Origin of the sequence: Rathayibacter sp. PhB152, from assembly GCF_003751395.1 — a bacterium.
GTDB lineage: Bacteria > Actinomycetota > Actinomycetes > Actinomycetales > Microbacteriaceae > Rathayibacter > Rathayibacter festucae.
Genome location: NZ_RJUT01000002.1, coordinates 13733 through 34933 on the forward strand (window position 1 = coordinate 13733; position 21201 = coordinate 34933).

Sequence of the window (21201 nt, forward strand, 5' to 3'; positions counted from 1 at the left end):
CGATACGCCGCTGCGCGGCTACTCGACCAGCATGACGGGGCCGTCAGGCGTTCGCGCGGGAGGCCTCGACGACGCTGCGGGCGGCCTGCAGGGCCTGGGCGAGGTCGGCGCGCAGGTCGTCGATGTTCTCGAGGCCGACCGAGAGGCGGACGAGCCCGGGGGTGACGCCGGCGGTGAGCTGCTGCTCCGGGGTGAGCTGCGAGTGCGTGGTCGATGCCGGGTGGATCACCAGCGAGCGGACGTCGCCGATGTTCGCCAGGTGCGAGAACAGCACGAGCGAGTCGACGAACGCGCGTCCCGCGTCCACCCCGCCCTTGAGCTCGAAGGAGAGGACCGCGCCCACGCCCTTCGGCGCGTAGTGGTTCGCCGCCGCGTACCAGGGCGAGGTGGGCAGCCCCGAGTAGTTGACCGTCGCGATGTCGGAGTGGTTCTCCAGGTACTCCGCGATCTCCTGCGCGTTCTGCACGTGGCGCTCGATCCGCAGCGACAGCGTCTCGATGCCCTGGATCAGCTGCCAGGCGCTCGCCGGCGCGATCGAGGCGCCGAGGTCGCGCAGCAGCTGCACGCGGGCCTTGATGATGTACGCCAGGGAGTCGCCGACCGCGTCCGTGTAGACCGCGCCGTGGTACGAGTGGTCCGGCGTGGTCAGCCCGGGGAACTTCGCCGCGTTCGCGGTCCAGGAGAAGGTGCCGCCGTCGACGATCGCGCCGCCGATCACCGTGCCGTGACCACCGAGGAACTTCGTCGCCGAGTGCACGATGATGTCCGCGCCGTGCTCGAACGGGCGGATCAGGTACGGCGTCGCGATGGTGTTGTCGACGATCAGCGGGACGCCCGCCGCGTGCGCGACATCGGCCACGGCACGGATGTCGAGGATGTTGATCTTCGGGTTGCCGATGGTCTCGGCGAAGAAGAGCTTCGTGTTCGGGCGGACCGCGCGGCGCCACTCCTCCTGGTCGTCCTGGTTCTCGACGAAGGTCGTCTCGATGCCCAGCTTGGCCAGCGTGTACTTGAACAGGTTGTAGGTGCCGCCGTAGATCGACGACGACGAGACGAGGTGGTCGCCCGCCTGCGCGATGTTGAGCACTGCCGCGGTCTCGGCCGCCTGGCCGGACGCGAGCAGCAGCGCCCCCGAGCCGCCCTCGAGCGCGGTGAGGCGCTCCTCGACGACGGCCTGCGTCGGGTTCTGGATGCGGGTGTAGATGTTGCCGAACTCGGCGAGCGAGAAGAGGTTCTTCGCGTGCTCGGCGTTGTCGAAGACGTAGGAGGTGGTCTGGTAGATCGGGGTCGCGCGCGCCTTGGTGACGGGATCGGGCGCGGCTCCGGAGTGGATCTGCTTGGTCTCGAACTGCCACTTCTCGGAGTCGGTCATGGTGCATCCCATCGCATCGTCGGTTCGGAACGGAAGGCCGTTCCCCGTCGCGACGAGCCTAGGTGCGGGTCCCCGGTGCGGCCAGGGCGACCGACACACGGGGTAACCGCGACGGATCAGCGTCCGGTGCGGATCCCGGACGTCGGATGCGGGTCGCGCTTGGACCCGGTCGGGTCGGCCCGGTTCGGGCGCTCGGGTCGCTCGTCGACGACCGGCGCGAAGAGCCAGGTCGCCCTCGGCTCGACGATCTTGTGGAAGACGGTGCGCGTCCAGCCCAGCGAGAGCGCGATCGCGACCGCGATGCAGAAGACGATCATCAGGATCAGCGCGACCGTGCTCTCGGTCGCGGACAGCAGCCCGGACTCGCGCAGCGGGTAGAGCACGAAGCTGTGCAGCAGGTAGACGTACATCGTCGACTGCCCCCAGGCCGTCATCGCGGTGCGTCGGCGCGGGATCAGGCTGAACAGCGCGAGCGAGAGCACGACCGCGGTCGCCATCAGCGCCAGGCGGACGAGCCCGGCCCACCAGGCGGTCTCGCCGAGCGCGTCGTACGGCCGGTCGTAGAAGAACCAGTAGCGCAGGTCCGCCGCGCGGAAGGCGTCGATGTTGACGGTCATCACGACGACCGTCGCCGCGAAGAGGGCGACGGCGATCACCCGGGAGAGCAGGATCTGCCGCGGCGTCAGGTCGAGCCAGCGGTCCACCAGCAGCCGCGAGCCGGCCTTCCAGCCGCGCAGCCGCCAGCCGAAGACGAAGAACGGCAGGATCCCGATCGCCCGGGCGAGGGAGAAGGTCGAGTCGATGTTGTCGTAGTAGCTCACGCCGACGGCGAGCACCACGCTGATCAGCAGCGGCCAGCGCAGCAGCGCGAGGTAGGGGAGGACCAGCCGGAAGATCCCGAGCGCGAGCAGGAACCACAGCGTCCAGCTCGGCTTGGTCGGGTTGAACTCCTGCTTGCCCTCGACCGCGAACTGCACCAGCGTCCAGATCGTCTCCATGATCAGGTAGGGCAGCAGGATGTCGGTGAGCACCCGGCGCATCGCGCGGGCGTTCGGCGCTCCGCCCTTGGAGAAGTAGCCGGAGATGATCGCGAAGGCCGGCATGTGGAAGGCGTAGATCGTCAGGTAGACGACGAGCGACGTGTCCGAGTTGGCGGTCAGCCGCTGGATGCCGTGGCCGACCACCACGAGCGCGACGCAGACGAAGCGGGCGTTGTCCCAGAGGGGCACGCGGCGCTTGGGGGCGGTGGGCGACCCGGCAGTGGCGGGAGCCGGGTCGGCGGGCTGCATGCGGCCAGGCTAGCGTTGGCTCCGACGACGGAGTCGATGGTGTCCGAGGCTTGACGGAAAGAGGACGAGCGTGGTTCGACGCGTCGTGGTGACAGGAGCGAGTTCGGGGATCGGTGCGGCGACGGTCCGCCTGTTCCGCGAGCACGGCTGGGACGTGGTGGCGGTCGCCCGCCGCCGGGAGCGGCTCGAGGCGCTCGCCGCGGAGACCGGGGCGAGCCTGTTCGTCGCCGATCTCACCGACGCGGCGCAGGTCGACGCGCTGCGCGATCACCTCGCCGAGACCGGCGCCGTGCACGCCCTCGTCAACAACGCCGGCGGCGCGCTCGGCCTCGACTCGGTCGAGGCGTCCGACCCCGCCGACTGGACCCGGATGTTCGAGATCAACGTGCTCTCGGTCAAGCTCGTCACGAGCGCTCTGCTCCCGCTGCTCCGGGCGGGCATCGCCGACGCCGGCTCCGAGGGCTCGGCCGATGTCGTCACCGTCACCTCGATCGCCGGCCACGTCGCCTACGAGGGCGGCGGCGGCTACAACGCCGCGAAGTTCGCCGCGCACGCGCTCGTCGCGGTGCTCCGTCTCGAGCTCGCCGGCGAGCCGATCCGTGTGATCGAGATCGCGCCCGGGATGGTGCACACCGAGGAGTTCTCGCTGGTCCGCTTCGGCGGCGACAAGGAGCGCGCCGACAAGGTCTACGCCGAGGTCCCCGCCCCGCTGGTCGCCGAGGACGTCGCCGCGGCGATCGTCTCCTCCGTCGAGCTGCCGCCTCACGTCAACCTCGATCTGGTGACGATCAAGCCGGTGGCGCAGGCCGCCCCGCACAAGGTGATCAAGGGCGCGCTCACCCCGAAGGCGTGACAGGCGCCCGTCGCGGGGCCCCGTGATGTGACGCGGGGCCTCGCGACGCTCTAGCCTGTCCCTCATGGTTTCCGACGCCGACGACTCCGCCGCCCTCCTCGCCGCCACGGAGAAGGAGGTCCTCGGCTGGCTCGAATTCGGTGACGCCGCTCGCCATCTCGCCGACGACGTCGTCGCCTCCGGCTACCGACCCGAGCTGGTCGTGGCCATCGCGCGCGGCGGTCTTCTGCTCGCGGGCGCGGTCGCCTACGCGCTGGGCATCAAGAGCTGCGGTGCGCTGAACGTCGAGTTCTACACCGGCGTCGAGGCGCGGCTCGCGGCCCCCGTCGTCCTGCCGCCGCTGCTGGACGAGGCGTCTGTGCGCGGGAAGCGCATCCTCCTGGTCGACGACGTCTCCGACTCCGGCCACACCCTCGCCCTCTCGGTCGACCTGATCCGCGCGATGGGCGCCGAGGTGCAGACCGTCACCCTCTACACCAAGCCCCGCACGGTGCTCGAGCCCGACTTCTTCTGGCGGCGCACGCCGCGCTGGATCGTCTTCCCGTGGTCGGCTCTGCCCCCGGTGGCGGGAGCCCTCGCGGAGGACGGCGAGTGAGCGTCCACCTGATCGGCGGCGGTGGCGGCGTCGAGCACGACCAGCAGCTCTACGGCGCGTTCCTGGCGGAGGCGCACGACCGCGCCGTGGACGCCGGCCGCATCGAGGGCCCGCGGATCGCGATCGTCGTCGTGCACGACGGCCTCGGCCCCGAGGTCTACGCGGGCTGGGCCGCGACGCTCGCCACGGTCGGCAAGCTCCTCCCGTTCGCGGTGATGAAGCCCGAGGGCGGCCGGATCGACCCCGCGGTCTTCGACGACGTCGACGGGATCTTCGTCGGCGGCGGCCTCACCCCCGCCTACCGCGACGCGCTCGAGGCGTCCTTCCCGCGCCTGCGCGACCTCGTCTCCTCCGGAGTGCCGTACGCCGGCTACTCCGCGGGCGCCGCGGTCGCCGCCGACCGCGCGATCGTCGGCGGCGACCGCATCGGCGGAGTCGCTGTGGCGCCGGAGCTCGCGGCCGAGGAGCTGGACGAGGTGACGGTGCTCGAGGGCATCGGCCTGGTCGACGTCTCGATCGACGTGCACGCCGCGCAGTGGGGCACGCTCGGCCGCCTGGTCGCGGCCGTCGAGGCCGGACTGGTCGACGGCGGCGTCGCGATCGACGAGTCGACCGTGCTCACCGTCGGCATGGGTGCCCTGCGCGTCCGCGGCGCCGGCTCGGTCTGGCGCGCGAGCGCGGGCGAGGCCGGAGTGTCGGTCGCCACCCTCGCCGCGAGCTGAGCGTGGACCTGCAGGAGCTGGCCGGTGCCGGCCTGATCGACCGCGGCTGGGCCGAGGCGCTCGCCCCGGTCGCCGGCGACATCGCGGCGATGGGCGACTTCCTCCGCGCGGAGACCGCGGCCGGGCGGCCCTACCTCCCCGCCGGGGCGCAGGTGCTCCGCGCGTTCGCCGCGCCCCTGGAGGACGTCCGCGTCCTGATCGTCGGGCAGGATCCGTATCCGACACCCGGGCATCCGATCGGGTTGTCCTTCGCCGTCGATCGGCACGTCCGGCCGCTGCCGCGCAGTCTGCAGAACATCTACCGCGAGCTCCGCGACGACCTCGGCGTCGCCCCGCCCGAGCACGGCGACCTCAGCGGCTGGACGCGCAGCGGGGTGCTGCTGCTCAACCGCGTCCTCACCGTCGCACCCGGCGCGCCCGCCTCGCACCGCGGCAAGGGCTGGGAGCGGGTCACCGAGCACGCGATCCGCACGCTGGTCGCCCGCGATCAGCCGCTCGTCGCGATCCTCTGGGGGCGCGACGCGGCGAACCTCCGGCCGCTGCTGGGCGACTCCGGCATCGTCGAGAGCGCCCACCCCAGCCCGCTGTCCGCGTCGCGCGGCTTCTTCGGCTCGCGGCCGTTCAGCCGCGCGAACGAGCTGCTCGCCGAGCGCGGGGCCGAGCCCGTCGACTGGGCGCTCCTGCCCTGAGCCTCGGGGCCCGCCCACCGCGGCCCGCCGCGCGTGCGGCGCTCCGCCACCCCGGCTACGCTGGCCCGGATCGCGGCCGCCGCCCGGGATCAGCGATGCCGACCACCACCGCCGAGAAGGAGCGAGATGCTCGAGGAAGAGTACGAGCAGCGCCGGGTCCTGCCGCCGCACCTGCGCCGGGCACCCGCCCCCGAGCCGGAGTTCTCCTTCGAGATCCGCGAGGCGCGCAGCGCGGACCTGCCGGACATCCAGGAGATCTACAACCACTACGTCCGGAACACCGTGGTGACCTTCGACGAGGACGACTCGACGCTGAAGGAGTGGCGCTCGAAGTTCGCGCGCAACCAAAAGCTCGGGCTGCCGTTCATCGTCGCCGTCTCGCCCTCGGGTCAGATCCTCGGCTACGCGATGGTGTCGCCGTGGTCGTCCAAGCGCGCCTACCGCTTCACGGTCGAGAACTCGATCTACCTGCGCGCCGCCTCGACCGGCAAGGGCCTCGGCAAGGCGCTGATGACCGAGCTGTTGGAGCGCGCGAAGGCCGTCGGCATCCGCCAGGTCATGGCCGTCATCGCGGACAAGGGGGCCGAGGCGTCGCTGACGATGCACGCGAAGTACGGCTTCGTCGAGGTCGGCCGGATGGGCCGCGTCGGCTTCAAGTTCGAGCGCTGGCTGAGCACCGTGCTGATGCAGAAGACGCTGAAGTAGCGCCACCCGCGTCTCTGCGAATGCGCCGGACTGCGGGGAACGGCGCGGGGTCCTTCCCTACACTTGTCGGCATGGAATGGCTCGTCCCGCTCATCGTCGTCGTCGTGCTCGTCGTGATCCTCGGGATCTACCTCTGGGCCACCTACAACTCCCTCGTCACGCTCAACGTCCGCGTCGACGAGGCCTGGAGCGACATCACCGTCCAGCTGAAGCGGCGGGCGGATCTGATCCCGAACGTCATCGACTCGGTGAAGGGCTACGCCTCGCACGAGCGGCAGGTGTTCGACTCGGTGACCCGTGCCCGTGCCGAGACGCTCTCCGCGCAGGGTCCGGCTGAGGCGTCCGCCGCCGAGGACCACATGCAGAAGGCGCTGAAGTCGATCTTCGCCGTCGCCGAGGCGTACCCGCAGCTGCAGGCGAGCCAGAACTTCCTGCAGCTGCAGGGCGAGCTGGTCGACTCCGAGGACAAGATCCAGTCGGCCCGCCGCTTCTACAACGGCGGCGTCCGCGAGATGAACACCAAGGTCACCGTCTTCCCCAACACGCTCTTCTCCCGCCGCCTCGGCTTCTCCGAGCGCGAGTTCTTCGAGGTCGGCGACCTCGCCGCCATCTCGGAGCCGCCCCGCGTCCAGTTCTGACGCCGCGGGGGAAGCGGCCCTGGCGGCGCCCCCTCATGCCGGTCGAGTAGCTGCGCAGCGGCGCCCCCTCATGCTGGTCGAGTAGCCCCGCTGGGGCGTATCGAGACCCCGCGTCAGCGCGCCGCCGGGGCTCCCGCCGCGAGCGGGCCGCCGTCGAGCGTCGTGAGGTACTCGTCGAAGACGGGGGACGGGTCGGTGCCCGTCGCGACGGCGTCCACGAGGGCGCGCCGCACCAGCGCGAGCACGACCGTGGCGAGCACGGCCGCGCGCGGCTCGTCCGCCGCGGGGAGCCCCATCCGCTGCGCGATGCTCGGGGTGAGCGCGGCCTCGCCGTCGTGCAGCGACTGCGCCCAGACCGCGCGCATGCCGGGCGTCTCGGTGAGCAGCGGCATCAGCCGCAGCGTCCGCTCGAGCTGCGGACCGGACGCGGCCGCGGCGAAGGCGGCGCCCAGCGCGGTGTTCAGCGACTCCGGCTCCGGCCGCGCGACGAGCTCGCGCGCCATCGCCGCGACGGCCGCGTAGAGCACGGGCCGCACGCAGTCCTCCTTGCCGCCGAGGTAGCGGTGGAAGGTGCGCAGCGAGATGCCGGCGGCGTGCGCCAGGTCGATCGAGCTGACGCCCTTCGTGGTCCCGCGCTCGAGCAGCAGGGCGACGCACTTCTCGGACAGGGCGAGCGCGATGGTGCCCTGCCGCTCCTGCGGACCGCTCATGCGAGGACCTCCCGGTGGCCGGTGGTGAGTGCGACGAGGAGCGCGGGCGCGAGGGTGCCGCGCCCGACGACATCGACGGTGTCGAGCCCCTGCCAGTGCGCGGCGGCGACGAGCAGCGCGGCGAGGCGCTCGGCCGTGTCCGGCGGCGCACCGGGCTCGCGCCAGGCCGCCTGCACCCGCAGCACGCCGTTCTGCCGGTCGCTCTTGAGGTCGACGCGCGCCGCGATCACGTCGTCGAGCAGCACGGGCAGCACGTAGTAGCCGTGCACGCGCTGCGCCGCGGGGGTGTAGATCTCGATCCGGTAGTGGAAGTCGAAGAACAGCTCGGCGCGCGGGCGGTGCCAGACCACGGGGTCGAAGGGGGAGAGCAGTGCGTCGGCCCGCAGCTCGCGCGGTCGCCGCGCCGCCGTGTGCCGCCAGAGCGGCAGCGGGCGTCCCGAGCGCTCCCAGCCGCGGACCTCGACCGGCACCAGCTCGCCCGCGTCGACGAGGTCGTGCACGGCCGCGAGCGTCGGCGCCTTCAGCAGCCGGTGGTAGTCGGCCAGGTCGCCGAGCGTGCCGACCCCGAGCGCGAGCGCGGAGCGGCGCACCAGCTCGCGGACCGCGTCCTCGGCGGAGACCTCGGCGTCGAGCACCTCGCGGGGCAGCACCTGCTCGGCGAGCGCGTAGGAGCGCTCGAAGCGCGTGCGCCCCGCGGTCACCACCTCGCCCCAGCGGAAGAGCACCTCGAGCCCGCGCTTCATGTCGGACCAGCCCCACCACGGACCGGTCCGGGTGTTGGCCTCGTGCTCGATCTCCGAGGCACGGAGCGGGCCGTCGGCGAGAGCCGCGCGCAGCCAGTCGAGCGTGGACCGGTTGTCGGCCGCCCAGCCCTCGTGCTCGGGCAGGCGCACGCGGCGGTAGTGCTCCATCCGCCAGCGGTAGAGCGGGAGGTCGGCCCGGCGGATCAGCGCCGCCTCGTGCGCCCAGTACTCGAGGTAGTGGCCCTTCGGCGAGAACGCGACCGCGTCGAGGAGGGCGCGGTCGTAGGGGCCGAGGCGGGCGAGGACGGGGAGGTAGTGGCTCCGCTCGAAGACGTTGACCGAGTCGAGCTGCAGCGGCCGGATCCGGTCGATCACGCCGAGGATCTGCCGCGTGCCGACCCGCGGCGGCGGGGCGGCACCGAAGCCCTGGGCGGCCAGGGCGATGCGGCGCGCGAGCGCGGGGCTGAGCTGCTCGGTCATGGTGCACCCACGCTAGCGAAGGCCGCCGACATCGGCCGATCGGAGGCGATCCGGCTTCGGCGCCGAGTGTTCCCGTCCGGTTCATCCGGGCGGCCCCGGGATGTCGGGAGCCGCCCCTACGTTTCCCGAGGCGCCCGCAGGGGCCCACCCACCCGACTCCTGGAGGACTCTTGACGACCCAGCGCTTCCCCCGCGCCGGTGTGCTCGCCGCCGCGACCGCCGCTCTCGCTCTCACCCTGACCGCCTGCTCCGGCGACGCCGGTGCCTCGTCCGGCTCCGCGTCCGGCGACGCGTCCGTCGACGCCTCGACCGCGACCTCCGCCGCCGACCTCGGCGGGCTCGACGCCCTGGTCGAGGCCGCGAAGGCCGAGGGCGAGCTCAACGTGATCGCGCTGCCCGACAACTGGGCCAACTACGGCGAGCTCATCTCGGGCTTCGAGGACGAGTACGGCATCACCGTCAACTCGGCCGACCCCGACGTCTCCTCCGCCGAGGAGATCAGCACCGCGCAGAACCTGGCCGGCCAGGACACCGCTCCGGACGTCTTCGACCTCGGTGCCGCCGTGGCGCTCGCGAACACCGACCTGTTCGCGCCGTACAAGGTCGAGACCTGGGACGACATCCCGGAGGGCAACCGCGAGGAGACCGGCCTCTGGGTGAACGACTACACCGGCCTGATGTCGATCGGCTACGACGCCGTCGCCGTGCCCGCGCCCGAGTCGCTCGACGACCTGCTCGGCGCCGACTACCGCGGCTCCGTCGCGATCAACGGCGACCCGACCCAGGCCGGCGCCGCGGCGGCCGCCGTGCAGCTCGCCGCCCTGCAGTCGGGCGGCTCGGCCGACGACGTCCAGCCCGGCATCGACTTCTTCGAGAAGCTCAACGACGCGGGCAACTTCCTGCCGCTGGACCCGACCGACGCGACCATCGCCTCCGGCGAGACCCCCGTCGTCTTCGACTGGAGCTACAACAACCTCGCCGCCGCGAAGGCGAACGAGGGCACCCGCGAGTGGACGACGACGGTGCTGCCCGGCACCGCGGTCGGCAGCTACTACAACCAGGCGATCAACGCCGACGCGCCGAACCCGGCCGCCGCGCGCCTCTGGCAGGAGTACCTCTACTCCGACGCCGCGCAGAACCTCTACCTCGCGGCGGGCGCCTACCCCGTGCGCCTGGCGGCCATGGTCGACGCCGGCACGGTGGACAAGGAGGCCCTCGACGCCGTCGGCGCCGCTCCGGAGGACCTCGTCCAGTTCACCTCCGAGCAGACCGAGGCCGCCTCGGCCCTGCTGGCCGAGAAGTGGGGCGCGGCGATCCAGTGACGACCGCCGCCGTCCGCGCCGTCTCCGGGGCCCGCGCACCCCGGGGACGGCGCGGTCTCCCCGCAGCGCTCGGCGTCGCTCCGTTCGCGGTCTACGTCCTGCTCTTCCTCGCCGTGCCGACCGTCCTCGCGGTCGGCACGGGCTTCGTGGACGGCGACGGCCGGCCGACGCTCGCGAACGTCACGGCGCTGGGCGACCCGGTCGTCCTGTCCGCCTTCGGCGCCTCGCTCGGACTGTCGGCGCTCACCGCCGTCGTCGGCGCGGTCCTCGGCGGCATCGTCTGCCTCGCTCTGCTCGGCGCCGATCCGCGCGGACCGCTCCGCACGATCGTCGACGCCGCCGCGAGCGTCCTCGCCCAGTTCGGCGGCGTGATGCTCGCCTTCGCCTTCATCGCGACGATCGGCGTCCAGGGCCTGGTCACGACCCTCCTGGCCGGCGCCGGCGTCGACCTCTACGCCGACGGCGTCTGGCTGTACCAGCTGCCCGGGCTGATCCTGCCCTACCTCTACTTCCAGGTGCCGCTGATGGTGCTGACCTTCCTGCCCGCGCTCGAGGGGCTGCGCCCCGAGTGGGCCGAGGCGAACGCCGTGCTCGGCGGGGGAGCGGTGAGCTACTGGTGGCGGGTCGCCGTTCCCGTCCTCGCGCCCTCCTTCCTCGGCTCAGTGCTGCTGCTGTTCGCCAACGCGTTCTCCTCGTTCGCCACGGCCGCGGCACTGATCAGCCAGGGCGCGCAGATCGTGCCGCTGCAGATCCGCGCCGCGCTCGTCAGCGAGACGGTCCTCGGCCGGGAGAACCTGGCCGGCGCGCTCGCGCTCGGCATGCTCCTCGTGATGATCGTGCTGATGTCCGGCTACGCGCTGCTGCAGCGCCGGGCCCGGCGGTGGCAGCGATGACCCGCGCGCTGTCCCGCCTCGTCCTGGTCGTCACCGGCCTCGCCTTCGCGGTGCCCCTGATCGCGATGGCCGAGTTCACCCTCCGCGGCGCCGGCGGCTACGACCTCTCGCACTGGACCGCGATCCTCGACCCCGAGAACGAGCGCGGCTACCGCGCGCTCTTCCAGGGCATCGGCAACTCGCTGATCCTCGCGGTGGTCACCGCCCTGATCGTGCTGGTGCTGCTGGTGCCGACGATGCTCCTCGTCGAGATCCGCCTGCCGCGCCTGCGCCGGGCGCTCGAGCTGGTCTGCCTGCTCCCGCTGACCGTCCCCGCGATCGTGCTGGTCGTCGGGCTGGCCCCGGTCTACTCGGTGATCACCCGGCTCGTCGGCTCGGCCCCGTGGACGCTCGCGCTCGCCTACGGCGTGCTCGTGCTGCCCTACGCCTACCGCGCGATCGCCGCGGACCTCGCCGGGCTCGACGCGATCACGCTCTCGGAGGCCGCACGCTCGTTGGGCGCCGGCCCCTTCGGTGTGCTCGTCCGGGTGCTGCTGCCGAACCTCCGCCGCGGTCTCGTCGCCGCCGCACTGATCACGGTCGCCGTGGTCCTCGGCGAGTACACCATCGCCTCGCTGCTCAGTCGCACGACGCTGCAGACCGGTCTCGTGCAGGTGTCGAAGCAGGACGCCTACGTCGCCGTGATCTTCTCCCTCCTCTCCCTCCTGTTCGCCTTCGCCCTGCTGCTCGGGATCGGCCGCCTCGCGCGGATCGGCCTCGTCGCCACCGGGCGCCGCGCCTCGAAAGGCACCTCGTGACCGCGCCTTCCTCCCCGGGCGCCCGCGTCCGCTTCCTCGACGTCGCCCGGCACTTCGGCGCGGCGAAAGCCCTCGACGGCGTCTCGTTCGACGTGGCGCCCGGGGAGTTCATCGCCCTGCTCGGCCCCTCGGGCTGCGGCAAGACCACTGCTCTCCGCGCCCTCAGCGGGCTCGAGCGGATCGACTCCGGCCGCATCCTGGTCGACGAGCGCGACGTCGCCGATCTGCCGGTCGCCCGCCGCGACATGGGCATGGTCTTCCAGTCGTACTCGCTCTTCCCGCACCTGCGCGCGCGCGAGAACGTCGAGTTCGGCCTGCGCACCCGCGGCGTCGCGGCCAAGGAGCGCCGGACGGCCGCCCAGGACGCGCTCGACCTGGTCGGCCTCGGCGCCCTGGGCGACCGCTACGCGCACCAGCTCTCCGGTGGACAGCAGCAGCGGGTGGCGCTGGCGCGGGCGCTCGTCACCCGCCCCCGGGTGCTGCTCCTGGACGAGCCGCTCTCCGCGCTGGACGCGAAGGTCCGCGTGCAGCTGCGCGACGAGATCAAGCGCCTGCAGTCCGAGATCGGCATCACCACCTTCTTCGTCACCCACGACCAGGAGGAGGCGCTCGCCGTCGCCGACCGGGTCGCGGTGATGAACGCGGGGCGGATCGAGCAGCTCGGCGCGCCGGAGGACCTCTACGCCCGGCCGTCGTCGTCGTTCGTCGCCCACTTCGTCGGCCTCTCGAACGTCGTGCCGGGGGTCGTCTCGAGCGGGGCGGTCTCCGTGCTCGGCGCGCGCCTGCCGCTGGTGGACAGCGCGGCCGTCGACGGCGCCGTCTCGGCGTTCCTCCGCCCCGAGGACATCGAGATCGTGCCGGGCGGCGCTCCGGGCGATCTGCCTGCCGTGGTCGTCGCCACCAGCTTCCTCGGCCCGGTGCGCCGCTCGACCGTCCGCACCGAGCAGGGGGACGAGCTCGTCGTCCAGCACGCGGCCGGGACCCGGCTCGAGCCGGGGGAGCGGGTCGGCCTTTCGCTCGCGCGGCGGCCGGTGGCCGTCCGCGCCGCCTCGTGAGCTGTCGCGGATTCCGCCCGCGGAATGCGGCGGGGATTAGTCTGGGCGGATGAGACTCGGCCGGTCCCGCCGCACGTCCGGCGCCCGCGACGCCGTCCGCGCCGCCGCGGCTCCCGAGCGGGCTCCGCAGCCCCGCCCGCTCGACCCGGACGCCGCCTTCGTCAGCACCGGGATGCGCATCGCCGGCGCCTGGGCCTGGCGCATCCTCGTGGTCGCCGGCGCCCTCGCCGTGATCGGCCTGCTGGTGATCGAGCTGCGGCTGATCGTCATCCCGCTGCTGCTCGCGATCGTCATCGCGGCGCTGCTCGTGCCGTTCTCGACGTTCCTGCAGCGGCACCACTGGCCCAAGTGGCTCGCGATCGTGGTGGCCGAGCTCGGCATCGTCCTCGTGATCGGCGGCCTGCTCTTCCTCGTCGTCACCCAGGTCACCTCGGGCTTCGACGACCTCAGCCGCCAGACCGTGCAGTCCTACGACGCCCTGAAGTCGTGGCTGCTCGAGGGCCCGCTGCACCTGACCGAGACCGACATCAACCAGTACGCGCAGCAGGCGCTCGCCGCCGTGCAGCAGGACTCGGGAATGCTGGTCAGCGGTGCCCTCAGCGTCGGCTCGACGGTCGGGCACGTGCTCACCGGCGTGCTGCTGACCCTGTTCTCGACCCTCTTCATCCTGATCGACGGCCCGAACATCTGGCGCTGGGTCGTGCGGCTCTTCCCGCACCGCGCCCGGAGCGCCGTCGACGGGGCCGGCCGCGCGGGCTGGATCACGCTGACCAACTTCGTGAAGGTGCAGATCCTGGTCGCCTTCGTCGACGCGGTCGGCATCGGACTCGGCTCCTTCCTGCTCGGCGTCCCGCTGGCGATCCCGATCGGCGTGCTGGTCTTCCTCGGCTCCTTCGTGCCCGTGATCGGCGCGGTCGTCACCGGCGCGCTGGCCGTCTTCATCGCCCTGGTCTACAACGGACCGGTCATCGCGCTGATCCTGCTGATCGTCGTCCTCGGCGTGCAGCAGCTGGAGGGTCACATCCTCCAGCCCCTGATCATGGGCTCCGCCGTCAAGGTGCACCCGCTCGCCGTCGTCCTCGCGGTCGCCGGCGGCTCGATCGTCGCCGGCATCGCGGGCGCGTTCTTCGCGGTCCCCGTGGTCGCGACCCTCAACGTCATGGTCAACTACGTCGCGAGCGGAGCCTGGCGCTCGCCGACCCGAACCCCCGAGAGAGTTGCCGAAGAGCATGCAGACTAGCCGCGTCGTCGGACCGACCCTGAGCGAGTTCGAGGCGGCCCGAACCGTCCTCGCCCCCGTCATCGCGAACACCCCGATGGAGACGAGCACCTTCCTCGCCGAGGTCCTCGGCTCGCCCGTCTTCCTCAAGTGCGAGAACCTGCAGCGCACCGGGTCGTACAAGATCCGCGGCGCCGTGTTCCGCCTCTCGCACCTCACCCCCGAGGAGCGGGAGCGCGGCGTCGTCGCCGCCTCGGCCGGCAACCACGCGCAGGGTGTCGCCTTCGCCGCGCGCGAGCTCGGCATCAAGGCGACGATCTTCATGCCGATCGGCGTCGCGCTGCCCAAGCTCGCGGCGACCCGCGACTACGGCGCGGAGGTGGTGCTCAGCGGGCACATCTTCAACGAGGCCCTCGCCGCGGCGGCCGAGTTCGCCGAGCGCACGGGCGCGGTCTTCATCCCGCCCTACGACCACCCCGACGTGATCACGGGTCAGGGCACCATCGGCCTGGAGATCCTCGAGCAGGCCCCCGGCGTCGAGACGCTCGTCGTCCCCATCGGCGGCGGCGGGCTCATCGCGGGCGTCGCGTCGGCCGCGAAGCAGAAGGCCGCCCAGGAGGGCCGCACGCTGCGCGTCATCGGCGTCCAGGCCGCGAACGCCGCGCCCTACCCGCTCTCGCTCGCGGCCGGCGAGCCGATCGCCATCACGATCTCGCCCACCATCGCCGACGGCATCGCGGTCGCGAAGCCCGGCCAGCTGAACTTCGAGATCATCCGCGAGGTCGTCGACGAGGTCGTCACCGTCGAGGACGACGACACCGCCCGGGCGCTGCTGGTGCTGCTCGAGCGCGCGAAGCTCGTCGTCGAGCCGGCCGGAGCCGTCGGCATCGCCGCGATCCTCACCGGCAAGATCCGGAACGCGGGCCGCACCGCCGTCATCCTCTCCGGCGGCAACATCGATCCGCTGATGATGGAGCGGGTGATCAGCCGGGGCCTCGCCGCCTCCGAGCGCTACCTGAAGATGAGCATCGGCCTGCCGGACCGGCCGGGTCAGCTCGCGCGGATCGCCGACCTGATCTCGGAGGCCAACGCCAACGTCGTCGAGGTGCTGCACACCCGGCACGGCCGCGGCCTGCAGATCAGCGAGGTCGAGCTCGAGATCAGCGTCGAGACCCGCGGCCCCGAGCACGCCGACCGCGTCCTCCAGGTCCTCCGCGACGCCGGCTACAGCCCCCGCCTCTCCCGCGGCTAGCCCTCCAAAAACGCGAGATGCCACTTGTGACGGCCCGACACGGCGTGTCGAGCGCACAAGTGGCATCTCGCGGAGTGCGTCAGCGCTGAGGGTCAGTGGCCGTTCCAGGTCTCGACGTTCACGATCTTGACCGTGATGTTCCGGCCGTTGGGGGCCTCGAAGGTGGTGGAGTCGCCGACCTTCAGACCCATGATCGCGCCGCCGAGCGGGCTCTGCGGGCTGTAGACGTCGAGGTCGCTCTCGCCCGCCATCTCGCGGTTGCCGAGGAGGAAGCGCGACTCGTCGCCGGCGATCTCGGCGGTGATGATCGTGCCGGCCTCGACGACCCCGTGGCTCTCGGGCGGCGTGCCGATCTCGGCCTCGCGCAGCAGCGCGGTCAGCTGGCGGATGCGCGCCTCGATCTTGCCCTGCTCGTCCTTGGCGGCGTGGTAGCCGCCGTTCTCCTTGAGGTCGCCCTCCTCGCGCGCGACCTCGATGCGCTTGGCGATCTCGAGGCGTCCGTTGGTGGACAGCTCGGTGTGCTCCGCCTGGAGGCGGTCGTACGACTCCTGGGTCATCCAGGTGACCTGAGGCTGGTCGGCCATGGTGGGCTCCTCACATGACGGCCGCGCGCGACCGACGGTGCTGTCGGGCGCCTGGCCCGTCGAGCGGATCGACCGAGGGCGTGCGGCGGGGGAAAAGACAAGGCCCCGACGAGTCCGTCAGGGCACCCCGACACCCTACGGGAGCCAGCAGGAGGAGATCAAACCTGTCGTGGCGAGCTCCGTGGTGCGCACCGTCTCGGTGTAGGAGCGGAAGCGATCGGTGGACGCGGGGTACTCGACGACGAGCCAGCCGACCACGGCGGACTGCTCGTTGAGCGCCTGGACAGCGCAGGCCGCGTCGCGCCCGGTCGGGACGGTGAGGTCGAAGGACACCTGGACGGTGCGGTCGTCCACGACCACGTGCGCGGTGTCCTGCACGTCGACGCCGTCGCGGGCGCCGTCGAGGCCGGCCCAGATCACCCAGGCGGCGAACACCGCGACGAAGGCGACGGCGACGAGGGCGAAGAGCCGGCGGTCGCCGCGGCGGCTGCGCGGCGTTCTCCCGTAGCGGGAGGCGAGGGGTCCGGCGGCGCGGACGGCGTCCGGGTCGAGGGCGGGGTCGCTCGCGCGCTCGTCGCTCTCGGACGTTCGGGCGGCCACGGAACTCCCTGGGTGAAGCGACTATTCTGGCGGATGACGTGCGCGGGTGAGAACCGAGCGACGCCCCCCATTAAACCCCGAGGAATCGAGCGATCGTGTCCCAGGCCGTCCAGGTCTCCGCAGATTCAGAGGCGCGTGCGGACGCCGCGCCGCGCGAGGTCCCGCGCCTGCTCGCCGTGCACGCCCACCCGGACGACGAGTCCAGCAAGGGCGCCGCGACCCTCGCCTCCTACGCCGATCGCGGCGCCGAGGTCATGGTCGTCTCCTGCACCGGCGGCGAGGCCGGCTCCGTTCTGAACGAGGCGCTCGGCGCCCGCGCGCACGCCGAGCGCGACATGGGCGGCCTGCGCCGCTACGAGATGGCCGCCGCGCAGCGCGCGCTCGGCATCGAGCACGCCTGGCTGGGCTTCGTCGACTCCGGGATGCCCGAGGACGGCGCCGTCGCCGCGGACTCCTTCGCCGGCCTGCCGCTGCCGACCGCATCGGCACCGCTGGTGCGCCTCGTCCGCCGGTTCCGCCCGCACGTGATCATCAGCTACGACGAGAACGGCGGCTACCCGCACCCGGACCACATCCGCGCGCACCAGGTCGCGGTCGAGGCGTTCCGCGCCGCGGGCGAGGCCGACGAGTACCCCGGCACCGGCGCCGCCTGGTCCGTCTCGAAGCTCTACTACGACCGCGTCTTCTCCTCGCAGAAGCTGCGGGCCATCGCCGAGCACATCCGCTCGATCGACCCGGAGGACCCGCTGCTCGCCTCCTTCGAGGAGATGAAGCGCTGGAACGAGGAGACGCCCTACCTCGCCACCACGAAGATCGTCGTCTCCGGCTTCCACGACCGCCGCGACGCGGCACTGCTGGCGCACGCGAGCCAGGTCGCGCCCGACAACAAGTTCTTCTTCCTCCCGCACTCCGCGATCGACGCCGCGTGGCCGACCGACGACTTCCAGCTCGTGCAGAGCCGGGTCGACGCGCCGACGCCGGAGACCGACCTCTTCGCCGGGATCGACGTCGCGCTGCCGGGTGACGCCGCCCTCGCCGCCCCTGCCCCCGAGGAGCAGTCCGCATGATCGCCGCGACCGTTCTCGAGGCCGCCCACCTCGCCCTGATCCGCGCCGCCGAGGCGACGCCGGTCCCGACGACCGCGCCGGAGTTCAACGAGGACACGGTGACGCCCGGCCTGTTCGGCTTCATCACAATGTTCGTGATCGCGCTCGCCGCCGTGTTCCTCGCACTCGACATGGTCCGCCGGGTCCGCCGGACGACCTACCGCGCCCAGGTCAACGAGCAGCTCGACTCCGAGGAGCGCGAGCGTGCGGAGGACGCCTCCGGGCGCTGACGCCCGGACGCTGAGTCCCGATCGCTGATGCCTCCGGCGCTCAGCCGACGTTGTAGGTCGGGTGCAGGCAGACGATCAGCGCCGCCGTCCAGTGGCAGAGGAACGCCACCGCGGTCAGCGCGTGGAAGATCTCGTGGAAGCCGAAGACCCCGGGCACCGGGTTCGGCCGCTTGATCCCGTAGACGACCGCGCCGACGGAGTAGCAGAGGCCGCCGACGAGGACGAGCACCATCATCGCCGCGCTCGCCTCGAACAGCGGGCCGAGGTACATCACCGCCGCCCAGCCCAGCAGTAGGTAGAGCGGCACGTAGAGCCAGCGCGGCGCGGAGATCCAGAACACCCGGAAGCCGATCCCGAGCAGCGCCCCCGCCCAGACCAGCACGAGCAGCAGCGAGCCCTGCGCGGGCGGCAGGGCGAGCGCGGCGAGCGGCGTGTAGGTACCGGCGATCAGCAGGAAGATGTTCGCGTGGTCGATCCGCTTGAGGATCATCTTGGTCCGCGGCGACCAGTCGAAGCGGTGGTAGAGCGCCGAGTTGCCGAAGAGCAGCAGCGACGAGACGGCGAACACGGTCGCGGCCCACTTCGCCGGAGCGCCGTCCGCGAGCGTCACCAGGACGATGCCGGCCACGATCGCGATCGGGAACAGTCCGGCGTGGATCCAGCCGCGCCAGGTCGGCCGCGCCTCCGTCGCCGCACCGTGCGCGATCTCGTCCTCGACGAGCGGGAGGGCGGGCAGCGCCGGGCCTGCCGCGTCGTCCTCCGCCAGGGCGCGCGCATCCGGATCGGGCGTGGGGGAGGTCGGCCGGTGGCTCATACGGTCGAGGATACGACCCGCCGCTCCGCCCGCACCGGGAGTCCGCGCTCGGACGGGGGAGTGGCCGGGGTCCGTCATCCGGGTCCGTCTTCGACTACCGTGGCAGGGTGCCGAAGCCGAGACTGCCTGTGGGAAGGGACCTCCTCTACGGCGTCTACAAGAAGCGGCTGCGCTCGAGTCTCGAGGGCGCCGCGCTGCCGAACCACGTCGCGATGATCATCGACGGCAACCGCCGCTGGGCCCGCCAGCGCGCACTCGAGACGGCCGCCCACGGCCACCGGGCGGGCGCCGCCAAGGTGCACGAGTTCTTGCAGTGGTGCGACGAGCTCGGTGTCCGGCACGTCACCCTCTACCTGCTCTCGCAGGACAACCTGGTCGGCCGGGACAGCTCCGAGCTGACCGAGCTGATCGCGATCATCGCCGACCTCGCCGAGGAGGTCTCGCAGCAGCCCGAGTGGCGCGTGCAGCACGTGGGCTCCGACGACGGGCTGCCGGAGTCGCTCGTCTCGGCGCTCGACTGCGCGGAGGAGCGCACCGCCTCGCACACCGGTCTGCACGTGAACCTCGCGGTCGGCTACGGAGGCCGCCACGAGATCGCGCAGGCGGTCCGCAGCATCCTGGACGAGCACGGCAAGCGCGGCTCGTCGATCGAGGACGTCGCGGGGCTGCTCACCCCCGAGCTGATCGGCGAGCACCTCTACACGAGCGGGCAGCCCGACCCGGATCTGGTGATCCGCACCTCGGGCGAGCAGCGCCTCTCCGACTTCATGCTCTGGCAGAGCGCGCACAGCGAGTTCTACTTCATGGAGGCGCTCGGCCCCGACATCCGCGAGGTCGACTTCCTTCGGGCGCTGCGCGACTACGCCGGCCGGCACCGCCGATTCGGCAGCTGAGCCGCCCTCCCGCGCGCGCTGTTCACATAGCCGTTACACGTTCGTCTCGGCAAGAACCACACGGCTGTCATTTCCGGGATTAGGTTCGGATCATCAGGTGACGCGCCTGGTCGAGTCGGCCACACAAGTACGACTCGATGACTGCCAGTGAAGGAACTGCGCGGTGCCGAGACGCACCACCGGCCGACTCGAATCCTCTGAAGTGAGTCGGGGGCTCCGGCCCCCGGAATGTGGAGAGTCGACGTGACAGTTCCCCAGGGTACGGATCCGCAGAACGGCACACAGGGCGCGGTCCACCGCCGCGCGCAGCACGGCTCCTCGGATCGCACCGAGCAGCTCCAGCGCACCTACGTCCTCGACACCTCGGTGCTGCTGTCGGATCCCTCCTCGATGTTCCGCTTCGCGGAGCACGCCGTCGTCCTGCCGATCGTCGTGATCAGCGAGCTCGAGGGCAAGCGCAACGACCCCGAGATCGGCTACTTCGCCCGCCAGGCGCTGCGGCACCTCGACGAGCTGCGGGTCAAGCACGAGCGGCTGGACTTCCCGATCCGGGTCGGCCGGGGCGGGACCCTCCGCGTCGAGCTGAATCACTCGAACATGTCGGTGCTGCCCAGCGGACTGCAGCTCGGCGACAACGACTCGCGGATCCTCGCCGTGGCGATGAACCTGCAGAGCGAGGGCGCCCTCGTCACGGTCGTGTCCAAGGACATGCCGATGCGCGTGAAGGCCGCCTCGATCGGCCTCGCCGCCGAGGAGTACCTCGCCGAGCTCGCCCCCGAGTCGGGCTGGACGGGCATGGACGACGTCACCCTGCAGGGCGACCAGATGAGCGAGCTCTACGACCGCGAGCGGCTCTTCACCGACGAGGTCGCCGACATCCCGATCAACACCGGCCTGGTCGTGCACTCCGATCGCGGCTCCGCGCTCGCCCGGGTGACCGGCAAGCGCCAGATCACGCTCGTGCGCGGCGACAAGGACGTCTTCGGCCTGCACGGCCGCTCCGCGGAGCAGCGGCTCGCGATCGACCTGCTGCTCGACCAGGAGGTGGGCATCGTCTCGCTCGGCGGTCGGGCCGGTACCGGCAAGTCGGCGCTCGCGCTCTGCGCGGGGCTCGAGGCGGTGCTGGAGAAGCGCCAGCACAAGAAGATCATGGTCTTCCGGCCGCTCTACGCGGTCGGCGGCCAGGACCTCGGCTTCCTGCCCGGCGACGCCGCCGAGAAGATGAACCCCTGGGCGCAGGCGGTCTTCGACACCCTCGGCGCGCTGGTCTCGCAGAACGTGCTCGACGAGGTGATCGAGCGCGGGATGCTCGAGGTGCTGCCGCTGACGCACATCCGCGGGCGCTCGCTGCACGACGCCTTCGTGATCGTGGACGAGGCGCAGTCACTCGAGCGCAACGTGCTCCTGACGGTGCTGTCCCGGGTCGGCCAGAACTCGCGGGTGGTGCTCACCCACGACGTCGCGCAGCGCGACAACCTGCGGGTCGGCCGCTACGACGGCGTCGCCTCGGTGATCGAGACGCTGAAGGGGCACCCGCTGTTCGCGCACGTGACGCTGACCCGCTCCGAGCGCTCGGCGATCGCGGCGCTCGTGACCGAGATGCTGGAGTCGAACGAGTCGGCCTAGGTCCTGAGCGACCT

Annotated in this window: 23 protein-coding genes; 16 read left to right on the forward strand and 7 right to left on the reverse strand. The window is 72.0% G+C overall.

The window, feature by feature from the left end:
• Positions 1-43 precede the first annotated feature (43 nt).
• Positions 44-1372, reverse strand: a complete 1329-nt coding sequence (locus EDF36_RS03535) for a bifunctional o-acetylhomoserine/o-acetylserine sulfhydrylase (protein WP_123445398.1) — start codon at positions 1370-1372, stop codon at positions 44-46.
• 116 nt (positions 1373-1488) lie between these two features.
• Complete coding sequence (locus EDF36_RS03540; protein WP_123731957.1) at positions 1489-2661, reverse strand: acyltransferase family protein; 1173 nt, start codon at positions 2659-2661, stop codon at positions 1489-1491.
• A 70-nt stretch (positions 2662-2731) separates the two neighbouring features.
• Here EDF36_RS03540 and EDF36_RS03545 point away from each other — a divergent pair, with 70 nt between their 5' ends.
• From EDF36_RS03545 to EDF36_RS03570, 6 genes are all read left to right on the forward strand, one after another.
• On the forward strand, positions 2732-3514 hold the full coding sequence (locus tag EDF36_RS03545; protein ID WP_260300514.1) for an SDR family NAD(P)-dependent oxidoreductase: 783 nt from the start codon (positions 2732-2734) through the stop codon (positions 3512-3514).
• A gap of 64 nt (positions 3515-3578) precedes the next feature.
• On the forward strand, positions 3579-4109 hold the full coding sequence (locus EDF36_RS03550; RefSeq protein WP_123731958.1) for a phosphoribosyltransferase: 531 nt from the start codon (positions 3579-3581) through the stop codon (positions 4107-4109).
• A complete protein-coding gene (locus tag EDF36_RS03555; protein WP_123731959.1) occupies positions 4106-4831 on the forward strand; it encodes a Type 1 glutamine amidotransferase-like domain-containing protein in 726 nt (241 codons plus the stop codon). The genes EDF36_RS03550 and EDF36_RS03555 overlap by 4 nt, the downstream gene beginning before the upstream one ends.
• A 2-nt stretch (positions 4832-4833) precedes the next feature.
• Positions 4834-5520 carry a uracil-DNA glycosylase gene (locus tag EDF36_RS03560; protein ID WP_397459887.1) on the forward strand — a complete coding sequence of 229 codons (687 nt, stop codon included), beginning with the start codon at positions 4834-4836 and terminating at the stop codon, positions 5518-5520.
• A 126-nt stretch (positions 5521-5646) separates the two neighbouring features.
• Positions 5647-6225: a GNAT family N-acetyltransferase gene (locus EDF36_RS03565; RefSeq protein WP_123702722.1), complete on the forward strand. Its 579-nt coding sequence runs from the start codon at positions 5647-5649 to the stop codon at positions 6223-6225.
• Between the two features lie 71 nt (positions 6226-6296).
• Positions 6297-6863, forward strand: coding sequence for a LemA family protein (locus tag EDF36_RS03570; RefSeq protein WP_123702724.1), 567 nt, complete (start codon positions 6297-6299; stop codon positions 6861-6863).
• Positions 6864-6976: 113 nt separating this feature from the next.
• Here EDF36_RS03570 and EDF36_RS03575 read toward each other — a convergent pair whose 3' ends face one another.
• Complete coding sequence (locus tag EDF36_RS03575) at positions 6977-7573, reverse strand: TetR/AcrR family transcriptional regulator (protein ID WP_123731960.1); 597 nt, start codon at positions 7571-7573, stop codon at positions 6977-6979.
• A complete protein-coding gene (locus tag EDF36_RS03580; RefSeq protein WP_123731961.1) occupies positions 7570-8796 on the reverse strand; it encodes a winged helix-turn-helix domain-containing protein in 1227 nt (408 codons plus the stop codon). The genes EDF36_RS03575 and EDF36_RS03580 overlap by 4 nt, the downstream gene beginning before the upstream one ends.
• A 170-nt stretch (positions 8797-8966) precedes the next feature.
• On the opposite strand from EDF36_RS03580, the gene EDF36_RS03585 reads away from it, so the two are divergent.
• Genes EDF36_RS03585 through ilvA form a run of 6 tightly spaced genes read left to right on the forward strand, consistent with a single transcriptional unit; the run spans position 8967 to position 15334 of the window.
• Positions 8967-10118, forward strand: a complete 1152-nt coding sequence (locus EDF36_RS03585; RefSeq protein ID WP_185020353.1) for an ABC transporter substrate-binding protein — start codon at positions 8967-8969, stop codon at positions 10116-10118.
• Positions 10115-11011, forward strand: coding sequence for an ABC transporter permease subunit (locus EDF36_RS03590; RefSeq protein WP_123731962.1), 897 nt, complete (start codon positions 10115-10117; stop codon positions 11009-11011). The genes EDF36_RS03585 and EDF36_RS03590 overlap by 4 nt, the downstream gene beginning before the upstream one ends.
• Positions 11008-11808 (forward strand): ABC transporter permease, encoded by an 801-nt coding sequence (locus EDF36_RS03595; RefSeq protein ID WP_123731963.1) that lies wholly within the window; start codon positions 11008-11010, stop codon positions 11806-11808. Before EDF36_RS03590 ends, EDF36_RS03595 begins: the two co-directional genes overlap by 4 nt.
• The gene (locus tag EDF36_RS03600) at positions 11805-12863 is read left to right on the forward strand and encodes an ABC transporter ATP-binding protein (protein ID WP_123731964.1); all 1059 of its coding nucleotides are present in this window, start codon (positions 11805-11807) and stop codon (positions 12861-12863) included. The genes EDF36_RS03595 and EDF36_RS03600 overlap by 4 nt, the downstream gene beginning before the upstream one ends.
• 49 nt (positions 12864-12912) lie before the next feature.
• Complete coding sequence (locus EDF36_RS03605; protein WP_123702736.1) at positions 12913-14103, forward strand: AI-2E family transporter; 1191 nt, start codon at positions 12913-12915, stop codon at positions 14101-14103.
• A complete protein-coding gene (gene ilvA, locus EDF36_RS03610; RefSeq protein WP_123731965.1) occupies positions 14093-15334 on the forward strand; it encodes a threonine ammonia-lyase in 1242 nt (413 codons plus the stop codon). The genes EDF36_RS03605 and ilvA overlap by 11 nt, the downstream gene beginning before the upstream one ends.
• 92 nt (positions 15335-15426) lie before the next feature.
• Here ilvA and greA read toward each other — a convergent pair whose 3' ends face one another.
• Positions 15427-15918: a transcription elongation factor GreA gene (greA, locus tag EDF36_RS03615; RefSeq protein ID WP_123731966.1), complete on the reverse strand. Its 492-nt coding sequence runs from the start codon at positions 15916-15918 to the stop codon at positions 15427-15429.
• Positions 15919-16053: 135 nt separating this feature from the next.
• Positions 16054-16518, reverse strand: coding sequence for a DUF4307 domain-containing protein (locus tag EDF36_RS03620; RefSeq protein WP_123702743.1), 465 nt, complete (start codon positions 16516-16518; stop codon positions 16054-16056).
• A gap of 95 nt (positions 16519-16613) precedes the next feature.
• On the opposite strand from EDF36_RS03620, the gene mca reads away from it, so the two are divergent.
• The gene (gene mca / locus EDF36_RS03625; protein WP_185020354.1) at positions 16614-17585 is read left to right on the forward strand and encodes a mycothiol conjugate amidase Mca; all 972 of its coding nucleotides are present in this window, start codon (positions 16614-16616) and stop codon (positions 17583-17585) included.
• The gene (locus EDF36_RS03630; protein ID WP_123731967.1) at positions 17582-17854 is read left to right on the forward strand and encodes a hypothetical protein; all 273 of its coding nucleotides are present in this window, start codon (positions 17582-17584) and stop codon (positions 17852-17854) included. The genes mca and EDF36_RS03630 overlap by 4 nt, the downstream gene beginning before the upstream one ends.
• A 40-nt stretch (positions 17855-17894) precedes the next feature.
• Here the strand turns inward: EDF36_RS03630 and EDF36_RS03635 are convergent, their stop codons facing one another.
• Entirely contained in the window at positions 17895-18668 is a 774-nt protein-coding gene (locus tag EDF36_RS03635) for a hemolysin III family protein (protein ID WP_123731968.1), read from the reverse strand.
• Positions 18669-18796: 128 nt separating this feature from the next.
• Between EDF36_RS03635 and EDF36_RS03640 the strand changes: the two genes are divergently transcribed.
• Positions 18797-19561 carry an isoprenyl transferase gene (locus EDF36_RS03640; RefSeq protein WP_279587533.1) on the forward strand — a complete coding sequence of 255 codons (765 nt, stop codon included), beginning with the start codon at positions 18797-18799 and terminating at the stop codon, positions 19559-19561.
• 228 nt (positions 19562-19789) lie between these two features.
• A complete protein-coding gene (locus EDF36_RS03645) occupies positions 19790-21187 on the forward strand; it encodes a PhoH family protein (RefSeq protein ID WP_123702751.1) in 1398 nt (465 codons plus the stop codon).
• The last annotated feature ends 14 nt before the right edge of the window (positions 21188-21201 follow it).